This is a genomic window from Psychrobacillus sp., from assembly GCF_056205495.1.
In genome coordinates, this window is record NZ_JBAEAP010000593.1 from 16,185 (window position 1) to 29,242 (window position 13,058).

Below are 13,058 nucleotides of genomic sequence, written 5' to 3' on the forward strand. Positions count from 1 at the left end.
TTTCACTACTTTGATTCACATACTAAAATCTCTCGCTCAAACTGTTGTTTCGTTGTAATACAGCGATCCTTTATGTGAAGACCAATCGATTCTAACCGATCATCCATAGATTCGATTGTGACAATGACTACCCGCTTAGCAATTCTTTTCGCATGCTTTAAGATGGTCAGTTGTTCCTCCCAGGACGCATGAGTATATAGATTATAAGGTAAATCGATAATCGCTACGTCATAATTTTCCTCTATGTCTTGAATAGCACCCTTCTCTACCTGTCCGGTTAGCCCAAAATAAGCCAGATTTTCTCTGGATCCTATACAAACTAATGGATTAATATCTCTTCCTACAATATCAATATCCATAGATCTCGCTTCTACTAGGACAGTTCCAATTCCACAGCACGGGTCGATTGCTCGTACGCCTGAAGGATGAGGAACTGCTATATTAGCTACAGCTCTAGCTACTCTCGTACTTAGGGCAGTAGAATATTCTTTTGGTTTTTTTATATGATTAAACCAAATAGGTTCACTCTTTGCATAAGTACCAAAATACCATCGCTGTTGGTATGGAGCTATTGCAAAGAATTGTTCTGGATTATGAAGGTCAAAATCTCCCTTCATCTCTGACCCAATAGCTCTTTCAATATGGAGACGCTCCTTGTTTTCAATCTTATCCTCACCTTGCCTATCATTTATCTTAAGAAAGATCACTTTGTTGGTTTCTCCTTCTTTACCAAATAAATGGGCTGCAGCAATAATTTCTTCTACAGTGTCCCCCTCCGCTAAGATATCCATTCTTCCCTTCATGAATGGACTTCTACTTGGATCTATCTTTGTATCACTTTTAAGTATTTTCATGTCTGTATCGTACCCAAAAAAAGAGCGCATCTCTAGATGACAAAGAGAGCGTTCTGCATCGTTATAAGCAAATGTATAAATAAATGACGGATGATCGTTTAAATTTTTCAACGTATTACCTCCAATAATATCTTCATTATAACATGTGGTACTTTTTAAAGTCCGTTATCATAACCCAATAGTTCATTAGCATAAAAAGGAAGTATAATAAGAATAGACTGTAATTTTCAGAACTATTAGATATTTAAAAAGGGGATAAGCGAATGGACTTTGATGTAATCGTTGTAGGAGCCGGCTTAGCAGGGCTCGTGGCAACAGCAGAGTTAGTAGATGCGAGAAAGCGAGTTTTGTTAGTGGATCAAGAACCGGAAAGTTCCCTAGGCGGTCAAGCCTGGTGGTCGTTTGGAGGGTTATTTCTTGTAGATTCTCCTGAACAAAGAAGGATGGGTATTAAGGACTCCTATGAGCTCGCATGGCAGGACTGGTTGGGGACAGCGGGGTTTGATGGAGATAACGAGGAAGAATACTGGGCAAAAAAATGGGCAGAGGCTTATGTACGTTTCGCTCATGAAGAAAAAAGAGACTGGTTGCACGGAAAAGGTATTCGTTTCTTCCCTGTTGTAGGATGGGCAGAGCGTGGTGGATATTTAGCACAAGGACATGGCAATTCAGTTCCTCGCTTCCATATCGTGTGGGGGACTGGTCCTGCCATTATCTCCCCTTTCGAAAAACATGTGCGAAAAGCTATTTCCGATGGATTAGTTACTTATAAGCCACGACATCAAGTAGAGCATTTGATAACTAATAACGGTACGGTCACCGGAGTTAGTGGCTCCATTTTAGTACCGAGTAACATAGAACGAGGACAACCTAGCTCCAGAGAAGTGATGGGCAAATTTGACTACAACTCTAAAGCTGTAATAGTAACAAGTGGAGGTATAGGTGCTAATCTTGAACTAGTACGGCAAAATTGGCCTGCACGTCTTGGGACCCCTCCTACTAATATGATTTCTGGGGTTCCAGAGTATGTAGACGGTCGAATGATGGGAATTACAGAAAAAGCAGGCGGTCGTTTAGTCAATAAAGATAGAATGTGGCACTACACGGAAGGCATTAAAAATTGGAACCCAATCTGGAAAAACCATGGAATTCGTATACTACCAGGTCCCTCTTCTATTTGGTTAGATGCAGAGGGTAATCGCTTTCCTGCTCCTAACTTTCCAGGCTTTGATACATTAGGTACATTAAAGGCCATCCAGGACACTGGATATGATTACTCTTGGTTTATACTTACCGAAAAAATTATCGAGAAGGAGTTTGCACTATCGGGCTCAGAACAAAATCCTGACCTTACTGAAAAAAGCATTAAACAAGTGCTAAAACGAGTTTTACCAGGTCCAACAGCTCCCGTTAAGGCTTTTATGGATAAGGGTGAGGACTTTGTCGTTGCTACTAATTTGAAAGACCTTGTAGATGGAATGAATAAAATTGTCGGCAATAGCTTATTAAACTACGAACATATAGAAAAGCAAATTTTAGCTCGTGACCGTGAAATGGATAATAAGTTTACAAAGGACTTACAAATCACTGCACTAAGGGGAGCCCGTCATTATCTTGGAGACAAGCTCATACGTGTAGCAGCACCACATAAAATGTTAGATGAAAAAAATGGTCCGTTGATTGCAGTTCGTTTGAATATCCTAACTCGTAAAACATTAGGGGGACTTCAAACAGATTTAGGTGGTCGTGTACTGAGTTCAGAAGGAAATCCAGTCCCCGGACTCTATGCCGCTGGAGAGGTCACCGGCTTTGGAGGTGGAGGAATGCATGGATATCGAGCCTTAGAGGGAACTTTTTTAGGGGGATGTCTGTTCACCGGTAGAGAAACAGGCAGGGCTTTGGCCAAGGACTTATCCAAGTAATATAGAAAAAACTTTGACTACCGTCTGTCAAAGTTTTTCTTTCGGAAAAGAATATGCTCTTTATACTTCCTTACATAAGTATTGATATATTTCGTAGCCTATTTGAGAAAGGATCCTTTTGGATAAGACATCATCCTCCTTCTCCGATAGTACCGTTGCAACTAGTTTTCTATTCCCTACATAAAATATTCCTACATCATGACGAGTGCCTGGTATCCAGCCAGTCTTATTTGCAAATTCCCAAGCGGGCATTCCATTGTCAAAATTGGCATATGGAGAAGGAAGCTTTTCAGGCAAACAATCTCGTACTTGCTGCTTTTTCATCATGTCTATCATTTGCTCACTTGCTTCTTGACTAACCAATTCTCCTTGAGCCATTTTAGATAGTAAGATACCAACATCTTTTGCAGCAATTCTATTAGAGCCAAGTGGATTTGGCTTACTCAGCATAAGCTTGTTATAAAATGTACTATATTCCATACCAGCTTCCTTCATTGTCTGCTGTATACTTTCTGCTCCAACTAAATCTATTAAAAGGTTTGTAGCTGTATTGTCACTTTGAATAATCATCAGAAGTATAATATCTGATAGTGGTAGTGATATACCAGGGGTTAAATGCTGGAGCACTCCCGATCCTCCTACATACTCATCCTTTTCCAGTATGATCAAATCAGACAATGACATTTGTTGACGTTCCACTGCCTGAAAAACGGCAGCCATAATCGGAACCTTAATTACACTAGCTGCATAAAACAGCTCTTGTTCATTGTGCTCCCACTTTTCACCTGTATTCAAATCCTCTAATACAATTCCCCAAGTCCCCTTGGACGGCGCAATCAACTTTTGAACCTTGCTTCTAAGCTCCTCCACTACCCAGCCTCCTCTAGTCATTCTATTTCTTTTATTATAGACTAAAGTATATTATATTTTTCGAAAATTTAATCTACAAGGAGGATTTACATGACTCAATTATTACTATTACAAAAAGTAATTGACTATATAGATGATCACATAAAGGAGGATATGAAAACTGATAACCTAGCACAGCTTAGCGGTTATTCCCCCTACCATTTTTCTCGTATTTTTCATCAAACTACTGGTTATACACCCATGGATTATGTACAAAAAAGGAAGCTACAATTCGCTTTGGGAGATCTCTTACAGGGGAAAAGAATTATTGACATAGCAGTTGAATATGGATTTGAAACACATGCTGGATTTACTAAATCGTTTAAACGCTGCTTTGGTAGTCCCCCAAGCTTGTATAGAATGCATTGCCCTATATCATTTCCACAAAAGTTGTGTTTAGAAAGTCTTCTACAAAAGAAAACAGGTGGAATTGTTCTTCAGCCTAAGATTATATCTGTCCCTCCTTTTACGGTTGCAGGAAAGACATTTGAAAGCCAGTTAAAGAATATAACTTATACCAGAGATGCTCCTGCATTTTGGGATCAAAGAATACCTTCTGAAGAATCTATTGAGACTACTTTATATAATCTTCTGTCCCCTAAAATACATGGTGAGTATTGCTTTAATCTTAGCGGACCAGAGCTTGAAGATCACTTCACCTATCTTTTTGCTGTAAATTATGACGAAGGAACAACCATACCAGAAGGAATCATTAAGTTACATGTGAAAGCAGCAACATATGCAGTATTTAAAACTCCTTTGGTACTAGAAAAGCAATTTGTTTCCTCTATCAAAGGAACTTGGCAATATATTTTAGAGGATTGGCTCCCGAACTCACATTATGAAGTAGATGAAGATAGTTACGATTTTGAATACTATGATGAACACTGCCATGATTGGGAATATGACAAAATCTATATGGAAATTTACCTGCCGATTATAGAGAAACTATAAGGTTTGCAGGAAATTTGAAACACTAGTCCTTAGCTTTCTTCAAAAGAATACGATATAAGAACAGGACTGGGCTTAAAATTATTGCACTTACTATAATAGCCGTCCTTATAGTAAAGCTTATGGCAATATAGCCAACAAACGGTCCTCCACTTATTTGCCCTATTGCATCGACTTGCCCTTTAACAGAGAAAAATGTTGCTCGAGTCGAAGAGTCTGGAATGATTTTATTTAACCAAATGTCCTCTAATGGGTACATTACCTTTCGACTAACTTGTATGATTACATAGCAAATAAACAAACCAATAAAATAGTTCGAAAATGCAAAGCCTATTAATGCTACCACTATACTGGAGCAGCCGATAAAAAGAGCGATATATATTCGTTGCAATTCTTGATAAACTGTACTTTTATTTAAAAAGTGAAGCAGCATAAATGATAGCAGTACTACCACTAATTGAATTCCTCCAGTCAATAGCACCAGTTGTTCCATGGGCAAGGTAGTTATTTTAGCCATTTCTAATAGATGAGGAAGCCACAAACGATCAAAACCTTCACTATAAAAACCTACAAACAGAGCGATTAGAAATAGCATACGAAGTATAAAGCTAGTTCTAGAGAAAAGAATAATTTTCTCTAAATTCTCTTTCATTGTCTCCCATGCACTAATTCTTTCGCTTCTTTTCAAAGGTTTAAAATGATCCTCCTGCATAAAAATTATTAGAATAACAGCCAAACTGATCATACATAATCCTCCAACAATAATTGGGAGATTTATCATGTAGTAGCCGATTAATATGCTTAATGGAATGGCAACTAATTGACCTAGGTTCCCAACCTTAGCTCCTCTCATATATGCCAAGGAGGCTTTTTCTTCTCCTACTTCATCAGCTATCCATGCTTGCAAAGACCCGCTAGTAAAGGTATACCCTATCCCCCATACCACTTGAGCCAATATAACCGTCAAAAAATATGGAAACAAGCCTTCTAATAAAAAGCCAGCTCCTATTAGAAAATAACCAATGATAATGGATAATTTTCGACTCTTTAAGTCAGACACGATACCAGTTGGAATCTCAAAGAGAAATACGGTTATCTCCAACACAGTTCCCACTAAAACAAGTTGCAACGGATCCAGCTTAACAACACTTACTTGATACAACAAACTGACTGTAAATATAAAAGTAAAAAATAATTGCGATAGAAAGCAAATATAAATATACAGCCGATATGGATTCTTCAAACTACTCATTTACCTCACCTCTCCACTTGATTATAAAAAGAGAAGCAGTCCACGACTTATCCAAATTTGCTATATTGACTAACTTTTTTTATGTTATAGTGAAAGAACAATTAAATAATGTGTAGATTTAGGTGTTCTTTTAATTGCAAAAGAACTTAAAAGGGAAGTTCGGTGGAAGACCGACGCTGTCCCGCAACTGTAAATGTGAGCAATACTTTATAAACCACTGTATGTATGGATACTACGGGAAGGAAGGTAACGCGATGACCCTGAGCCTGGAGTCCTGCCTATTTCAAGAACACACCACGACCCTACGAGGATAGGAGGTGTTAAGTGCAGCTATGACCAAGCAAAGCTTGAAAATACTGTCGTACGAAAAAACATAATAAAATCCACTGGAGTGAATAGACTCCTTATTTAATCGTGGTTTTTATTTGTTTCCTAGCGTACTGACTATTAAATCATACTAACTAAGCATCCTCTTTTATAAAAAAGAGGATGCTTTTTATGTTAAAAATGAAAGGATTTTGGAAATGAGAAAAGAGATTTTTATGGAGCAATTTAAGCAAGTATTAATGACAAACCAGGTTGCAAGTACCTCGATATCTCTACAGTCTACCTTTGAGGAAATGAAAAAAGAAATTGAGCTTAACTCAGTATGGAGTATAGAAGAAAGAAATCTTTTTCTTCACCACTTAAATGTTGCCCACCGTCAGATTAAACAAGAGATTGCTGGAATAGAGCAGGAATAAATAAAATACATATGTCAGTCAATTTCATAAATAGAGCTTTACCGATTAACACGAGCATTTTATCCGTATTGATTGTAGCGACAGACGGCGACTCCTACGGGATAAGTGAGACAGATAGACATCACAACCACGCGCGTAAGCGATGGGTGATGGCTTATCGCTCACCCCGCGGAAAGCATCCGTCAGAGCGGAAGTCAATTATGCTTCTACACATATAAAAGCATATATAAATCATTGTTTTCTACTATTTGTTCGTGTTTTGCTTTTTAAATATGAATTATGAAATTGACACTTAAAATAATTAAAAAAGCGAACCAATGACGTTAGTCATTTGGTTCGCTAATTACTATAGATCTTGATAATCCCTTTGATATTTACCGCCATCTTTAACCTCTGAATGATACAAAGCCTTTAGAGCAAAGCTTTTTTCTAAATCATGCTCCTTCATTACTTCCTTCAATCTTTTAGCTAAATCAGGACTGAACTTAACAAGCTCTTCCATTTTAGATTTTGAATATTGCATTACATTACCTCCCCACTATCATTGTTTATACAGTATAGCACTTTGTATTAAAGACATACGAAAATTTCAGTTTAGGCTAATTAAAATTGGCTCACTCCAACTCCTAAAATAGACAATCACATTTTTTCCATTTTCGCATAAATTAATTTGACAATTCAAATAATATGAGTTAACCTATTGAACAAATGTTTCCTTAAGGAAAATAATTATCCCGCATGTAATTTATATTTTTTTATTCTAAAAGGTTCCTTTAGGAAATTATTTATAACAAAGGAAAAGGAGTGTAGTAAATGAAAAAAATATTTTTATTATTTTTTGCTATGGCTTTATTGGTTGGATGTAATGACAAAAACAATGGAAAGGCTGAAGTTGATAAGCCACTAGTAGTTACAACTACAGGTCAAGTTGCTGATGCCGTAAAGAGGATTGCCGGGGATATGGTAGAAGTTAAATCCTTGATGGGACCAGGAGTAGACCCGCATCTTTACAAGGCGACTCAAGGGGATTTACAAGTATTAGAGGACGCGGATATCATTTTTTACAATGGGCTAGAGCTTGAAGGAAAAATGAGTGATATTTTTGAGAAGATGAAAAAAGAGAAATCGGTAGTTGCCATTGGAGAAGTAGTTCCAAAGGAGAGAATTTTAAATGACGAAGCTCATCCTGAACTATTTGATCCCCATATTTGGTTTGATATAGATGTGTGGAAGATTGCAACTCAGGAAATCACCAAAACACTTACAAAAGAATTCTCTACTAACGAAGAGCAATTTAAGGAAAATGAAATTAAGTTTTTTCAAGAACTAGATGAGCTAAATGAATGGTCGAAAGAACGTATTAGTGAAATACCAAAGGAGCAGCGAGTGCTTGTTACTGCCCATGATGCATTTAACTACTTTGGTGAAAGTAATGGAATGGAAGTCAGAGGTTTACAAGGTCTTAGCACAGATGCCGAGTATGGATTAAAGGATATACAGAACGTCGTAAACTTCTTAGTAGAGCAAAATATTAAAGCAGTATTTATTGAATCCAGCGTTTCTGATAAAGCCATGAATGCTGTCATTGAAGGTGCAAAGGAAAAAGGACACACGATACAAATTGGAGGAGAGCTTTACTCGGATGCCATGGGTGCTGAAGGAACAGAGGAAGGAACTTATATAGGAATGTATAAGCATAATGTCAACACAATAGTTGATTCACTTAAATAGGAGGTAGCAAAATGAACGCATTACAGGTAAAGGATTTATCTGTAGCTTATGAGGAAAAGATAGTTTTAAGCGAAATTAACCTAACTATTCCCAAGGGACAGATTACTGGGATTATTGGACCAAACGGAGCTGGTAAATCTACACTGATTAAAGCAGTGTTAAATCAGCTTCCCAATAAAACAGGTACCGTTTCTATATTAGAGCAACCACTTAATCCAAAAGATCTCCTTGTAGGGTATGTCCCTCAAAGAAATGCAGTAGATTGGGACTTCCCAACTAATGCTTTAGACGTTGTCTTAATGGGAAGATACGGTCATATTGGATCTATTAAAAGACCATCTGCTAAGGATAAGGAAATAGCTTTAAGCTGCTTAAAGAATGTGGGAATGGAAGCTTTCGCAGATCGTTCCATCGGCCAACTATCTGGCGGACAACAACAGCGTGTCTTCCTCGCTAGGGCTCTCGCACAAGAAGCAGAGGTTTACTTTATGGATGAACCATTTGTGGGAGTAGATGCAGCCACAGAGCGAACTATTATTTCCATTTTAAAAAAGTTAAAATCTCAAGGAAAATCAGTCTTTGTAGTTCATCACGACCTCCAGACAGCAGCTGACTATTTTGATTGGATTGTTTTACTAAATCAAACAATTATAGCCTCAGGTCCTACCGTTCTTACGTTTACACCAGATAATCTGCAGGAAGCATATGGTGGTAAATTATTCTTCATGGACCAAGCAAGCTCGGGTAAAACTGCTGAAGAGGTGAAAAACTAATGTTGACAGGTAACCTTCTTTGGGTACTCGCAGGAGCTATTCTTTTAGGGATAGCAGCAGGTTTAAATGGAACGTTTGCCTTTCTCCAAAAGCAAAGCTTGGTCGGAGATGCTGCAGCGCATGCAGCACTCCCTGGCATTGCGCTTGCCTATCTTATTTTTGAAAAAAAAGATTTGCCTATTCTCATGTTAGGTGCTGCTATTACAGCTGCCCTTTCTGTCTATCTAATTCAATGGATCGTCAATCATTCTAAGCTAAAAGCTGATGCTGCAATTGGGTTAATACTCTCTGTATTTTTTGGAGTTGGTATAGTTTTAATAACTATTGTTAACCAAAGTGGTACTGGAAACCAAAGTGGGTTAAATGACTTTATCTTTGGAAAGGCTGCAACAATGGCTAAAAGTGACCTCATTTGGTTATCTAGCAGCGCTATATTAATCATCCTAATGTGCTTGCTTTTCTTTAAGGAATGGAAGCTCATGATTTTTGATCCTATTTTTGCAAAGGGTATTGGCTTACCAGTGGAGCGTCTGCGCATTCTATTGACGGCTTTAACAGTTCTGACAATCGTAACTGGTATTCAGGCAGTAGGAGTTATTTTAATGGCAGCCATGCTAATCATACCTGCAGCTGCTGCAAGATTTTGGTCTAGCCATCTAGGAATAATTTTGGTGACTAGTGCTTTTTTTGGAGCACTGTCTGGAGCATTAGGCACTATGATAAGCTCTCTTCGCACTGGTTTATCTACTGGTCCTATTATTGTCTTAGTAGCCGCTACCTTCTTTCTACTATCCTACTTTTTTGCACCTACTAGGGGCCTTATTTCTAAGCTTCATAAAAAGCGTACGTTTAAAAGGCAGCGCATTGTAAATGAGGTGACTAGCCATGAATGAGTTTTGGGTTTTATTAACCGGATCGCTTGTAGGAATAACGTGTGGCTTAACAGGCGTTTTTCTCATACTTAGAAAGACAGCCATGATAGCTGATGCCATAAGTCATACAGTATTATTTGGTATTGTAGTGGCCTTTATGGTTACCCAATCCTTAAACGGGGCTTGGATGCTAATTGGGGCTGCCCTTGCTGGTTTACTTACTACTTTTCTAGTGCAGCTCCTTCAATCAGGTGGATTGCAAGAGGATGCTGCTATTGGAGTAGTCTTTACTTCTCTTTTTGCCTTAGGCGTATTACTAATCACCTTATTCGCTGGCAATGTACATTTAGATGTGGAACATGTGCTGATGGGGGAAATTGCATTTGTCCCTTGGGATACATGGAGTATTTTAGGCATTGAAATGCCTAAAGCAGTTTGGATGCTAATGTTTGTACTATTACTTAATATCGCTTTCCTTGTTTTATTTTATAAAGAGATTAAATTGTCTACGTTTGATCCTGTTTTCGCTTTGTCAATAGGCGTGCCTATTATTGGTATGCATTACTCTTACATGACTCTTGTCTCCCTTACTACTGTCGCTGCATTTGATAGTGTGGGTGCAGTTCTAGTAGTTGCTATGCTTATTGGACCTCCTGCTACAGCCTATTTAATGAGTAAAAGTGTACAAGGAATGATTATTTGGAGTATGACATTCGGTATCACTGCAGCTATTACTGGATACTACTTAGCAAAGCTTTGGAACACCTCCATCGCTGGTATGATGGCAGCGATGATTGGTGTGCTATTCATGCTTGTATTTTTATTTAAGCCTCATGATGGCTTGGTTTCAAAAGCTGTTAAGCGACGCCGAGGAAATGGTTTAAAAGCATTTTCTAGATAGTACTCTCTCACCTTTTGTTTCACCTTTCGTTTGTTATAATACAAGGAAGGACAAAACAAAAGGTGATCATATGCATAAAACAATTGGAATTTTAGCACATGTTGATGCAGGGAAAACTACATTTTCGGAGCAATTGCTCTTTCATACAAACTCAATAAGACAACAGGGTAGGGTCGATCATAAAGACTCCTTCCTTGATAGTCATACGATAGAAAAAGATAGAGGCATCACCATTTTTGCTGACCAGGGTGTCTTCTCCTATAATAATTCTACTTATTATATTATCGACACCCCTGGTCACGTTGATTTTTCTCCGGAAATGGAACGTGCTATTCAGGTCATGGACTATGCCATTGTATTAATAAGTGCTGTAGATGGAGTCGAAGGACATACTGAGACAGTTTGGCAGCTGCTCCGCAAGCATAAAATACCTACCTTCTTTTTTATCAACAAAATCGATTACGAAGATAGTGATCCTACTGCAGTTCTCCAGGAGATTAAAGCAAGTCTAAGTAAGGATGTTTGCCACCTAACTACTGGCTATACGGAGGAATTGATTGAATTTATTGCTGAGCGAGATGAGGCTCTTATAGAAGCCTACATGGATAATAGGTTCACTGAACAGCTATGGACAACAAAGTTCAAGCAAATGATTAAGGAATGTGACGTATTTCCTTGTGCATTCGGATCAGCCTTAAAGGATATTGGAGTATCAGAGTTTTTGGAAGCTATTGATAAACTTACGGAAACAAACTATAACTCCAGCCCAAATTTTACCGCTCAGGTATACAGGATTCGTCACGACGAAAGTGGAAATCGCGTAACCTTTCTAAAGTTGTTAAGTGGAAAGCTGAAAGTAAGAGATGAGGTAACTATCGGAGACGCATTAGAGAAAATAACTCAGATACGTCAATATAGTGGTAGCAAATTTAAAACAATAGATGAGGTAAAAGCAGGTGAACTAGTGGCTGTGACAGGATTAACAGTTGCCTCTATTGGAGATACAATTGGTGCTATTCATCATAAGACCCATTTCGATTTAATACCTACCTTAAAATCAAAGGTCGTCTTTGATCCTTCTATACATGTTAAAGAAGTACTAAAATCTTTTAGACTTTTAGACGCGGAGGACCCTTCTCTACAAGTTTTTTGGGATGAGTATTTTCAAGAGGTACACGTACACGTTATGGGGGTCATTCAGCTCGAGGTGCTCGCTCAAATCGTTAAAGAGCGTTTCCAAATGAATGTGACGTTTGGGGAGCCTAAAATTTTATATAAAGAAACGATTGAGGAGTCTGTCAAAGGCTACGGTCATTTTGAGCCATTGAAGCATTATGCTGAGGTACACCTTTTAATCGAACCTGCAGAGCGGGGTTCTGGAGTTACCTTCCACAATGTGTGCCATGCCAATGATTTGTCTATAGGTAACCAAAACCTAGTAAGGCATCACCTTTTAGAAAAAGATCATCATGGACTACTGACTGGCTCTGCATTGACAGACGTAAAGATTACTTTGCTGACAGGACGCGGACATAATGAACATACCTCTGGTGGTGACTTTAGAGAAGCTACATACCGAGCATTACGACAAGGATTAGAGAAGGCAAAAAATGTTCTCTTAGAGCCTTTTTATGATTTCAAAATTAAAGTGGAGATGGATTTAATCGGAAGAGTTTTATCGGATATTCAGCAGGCACATGGGACATTTGAGTCGCCTGAAAATATTGGCGATAAGGTTATCATAAAGGGAAGAGTGCCTGTTGCTACTTTTATGAATTATAGTACTACCTTTGCATCCTATACTCACGGGAAAGGAACGTTGAACCTATTGTTTAGTGGATATGACCGTTGTCATAACCAAGAACATATAGTTGAAAGAATCGGATACAACAAAGACGCGGATCCGGAATACACCTCAACCTCTATCTTTTGTGCCAAGGGTACTGGATATAAGGTACACTGGGATGAAGCAGAAAAGGCAATGCATTGCTTATAAAAGGAAAGGGTGCATGAAATTTAATTCCATGCACCTTTAATAGGGAATTATTGATAAAATGATGCGTTATCTCGTTAGAAGATGTCCCTTCAGAAATTATTTCGATATAACTTCTCCAATTCCCTAAAAGAAGCCTGATTTCCCGTAGGCTTCT

At 38.2% G+C, this 13,058-nt stretch carries 12 protein-coding genes and 1 riboswitch; of the genes, 8 read left to right on the plus strand and 4 right to left on the minus strand.

Translation table 11 applies throughout. From position 1 onward, the window contains the following. Positions 1 to 5 precede the first annotated feature (5 nt). Complete coding sequence (locus AC06OU_RS16720; RefSeq protein WP_475857286.1) at positions 6 to 965, minus strand: TRM11 family SAM-dependent methyltransferase; 960 nt, start codon at positions 963 to 965, stop codon at positions 6 to 8. Between the two features lie 152 nt (positions 966 to 1,117). On the opposite strand from AC06OU_RS16720, the gene AC06OU_RS16725 reads away from it, so the two are divergent. After that, positions 1,118 to 2,776, plus strand: coding sequence for an FAD-binding dehydrogenase (locus AC06OU_RS16725; protein ID WP_475857287.1), 1,659 nt, complete (start codon positions 1,118 to 1,120; stop codon positions 2,774 to 2,776). Between the two features lie 60 nt (positions 2,777 to 2,836). Here AC06OU_RS16725 and AC06OU_RS16730 read toward each other — a convergent pair whose 3' ends face one another. Further along, positions 2,837 to 3,646 (minus strand): serine hydrolase, encoded by an 810-nt coding sequence (locus tag AC06OU_RS16730; RefSeq protein WP_475857288.1) that lies wholly within the window; start codon positions 3,644 to 3,646, stop codon positions 2,837 to 2,839. 90 nt (positions 3,647 to 3,736) lie between these two features. Between AC06OU_RS16730 and AC06OU_RS16735 the strand changes: the two genes are divergently transcribed. After that, entirely contained in the window at positions 3,737 to 4,639 is a 903-nt protein-coding gene (locus AC06OU_RS16735) for an AraC family transcriptional regulator (RefSeq protein WP_475857290.1), read from the plus strand. Positions 4,640 to 4,661: 22 nt separating this feature from the next. Here AC06OU_RS16735 and AC06OU_RS16740 read toward each other — a convergent pair whose 3' ends face one another. Continuing rightward, a complete protein-coding gene (locus AC06OU_RS16740) occupies positions 4,662 to 5,888 on the minus strand; it encodes an MFS transporter (protein ID WP_475857291.1) in 1,227 nt (408 codons plus the stop codon). Positions 5,889 to 5,991: 103 nt separating this feature from the next. Next, a riboswitch (cobalamin riboswitch) is annotated at positions 5,992 to 6,184 on the plus strand. A 228-nt stretch (positions 6,185 to 6,412) separates the two neighbouring features. Between AC06OU_RS16740 and AC06OU_RS16745 the strand changes: the two genes are divergently transcribed. Next, positions 6,413 to 6,631: a hypothetical protein gene (locus AC06OU_RS16745; protein ID WP_169361272.1), complete on the plus strand. Its 219-nt coding sequence runs from the start codon at positions 6,413 to 6,415 to the stop codon at positions 6,629 to 6,631. Between the two features lie 346 nt (positions 6,632 to 6,977). On the opposite strand, the gene AC06OU_RS16750 is transcribed toward AC06OU_RS16745, so the two are convergent. Beyond that, on the minus strand, positions 6,978 to 7,154 hold the full coding sequence (locus AC06OU_RS16750; RefSeq protein WP_169361273.1) for a hypothetical protein: 177 nt from the start codon (positions 7,152 to 7,154) through the stop codon (positions 6,978 to 6,980). A 290-nt stretch (positions 7,155 to 7,444) separates the two neighbouring features. Between AC06OU_RS16750 and AC06OU_RS16755 the strand changes: the two genes are divergently transcribed. From AC06OU_RS16755 to AC06OU_RS16775, 5 genes are all read left to right on the plus strand, one after another. Next, a complete protein-coding gene (locus AC06OU_RS16755; protein ID WP_475857293.1) occupies positions 7,445 to 8,362 on the plus strand; it encodes a metal ABC transporter solute-binding protein, Zn/Mn family in 918 nt (305 codons plus the stop codon). 11 nt (positions 8,363 to 8,373) lie between these two features. Continuing rightward, positions 8,374 to 9,135, plus strand: coding sequence for a metal ABC transporter ATP-binding protein (locus tag AC06OU_RS16760; RefSeq protein WP_475857295.1), 762 nt, complete (start codon positions 8,374 to 8,376; stop codon positions 9,133 to 9,135). Next, on the plus strand, positions 9,135 to 10,028 hold the full coding sequence (locus AC06OU_RS16765) for a metal ABC transporter permease (protein WP_475857297.1): 894 nt from the start codon (positions 9,135 to 9,137) through the stop codon (positions 10,026 to 10,028). Before AC06OU_RS16760 ends, AC06OU_RS16765 begins: the two co-directional genes overlap by 1 nt. Further along, positions 10,021 to 10,908 (plus strand): metal ABC transporter permease, encoded by an 888-nt coding sequence (locus tag AC06OU_RS16770; RefSeq protein ID WP_475857298.1) that lies wholly within the window; start codon positions 10,021 to 10,023, stop codon positions 10,906 to 10,908. The genes AC06OU_RS16765 and AC06OU_RS16770 overlap by 8 nt, the downstream gene beginning before the upstream one ends. Before the next feature lie 70 nt (positions 10,909 to 10,978). Then, complete coding sequence (locus AC06OU_RS16775; RefSeq protein WP_475857299.1) at positions 10,979 to 12,904, plus strand: GTP-binding protein; 1,926 nt, start codon at positions 10,979 to 10,981, stop codon at positions 12,902 to 12,904. Positions 12,905 to 13,058 lie beyond the last annotated feature (154 nt).

Coding starts and splice junctions, on each gene's coding strand:
- AC06OU_RS16760 (WP_475857295.1), top strand. CDS start 8,374: ATGAACGCATTACAGGTAAAGGATTTATCTGTAGCTTATGAGGAAAAG.
- AC06OU_RS16770 (WP_475857298.1), top strand. CDS start 10,021: ATGAATGAGTTTTGGGTTTTATTAACCGGATCGCTTGTAGGAATAACG.
- AC06OU_RS16740 (WP_475857291.1), bottom strand. CDS start 5,888: ATGAGTAGTTTGAAGAATCCATATCGGCTGTATATTTATATTTGCTTT.
- AC06OU_RS16745 (WP_169361272.1), top strand. CDS start 6,413: ATGAGAAAAGAGATTTTTATGGAGCAATTTAAGCAAGTATTAATGACA.
- AC06OU_RS16750 (WP_169361273.1), bottom strand. CDS start 7,154: ATGCAATATTCAAAATCTAAAATGGAAGAGCTTGTTAAGTTCAGTCCT.
- AC06OU_RS16735 (WP_475857290.1), top strand. CDS start 3,737: ATGACTCAATTATTACTATTACAAAAAGTAATTGACTATATAGATGAT.
- AC06OU_RS16755 (WP_475857293.1), top strand. CDS start 7,445: ATGAAAAAAATATTTTTATTATTTTTTGCTATGGCTTTATTGGTTGGA.
- AC06OU_RS16765 (WP_475857297.1), top strand. CDS start 9,135: ATGTTGACAGGTAACCTTCTTTGGGTACTCGCAGGAGCTATTCTTTTA.
- AC06OU_RS16725 (WP_475857287.1), top strand. CDS start 1,118: ATGGACTTTGATGTAATCGTTGTAGGAGCCGGCTTAGCAGGGCTCGTG.
- AC06OU_RS16775 (WP_475857299.1), top strand. CDS start 10,979: ATGCATAAAACAATTGGAATTTTAGCACATGTTGATGCAGGGAAAACT.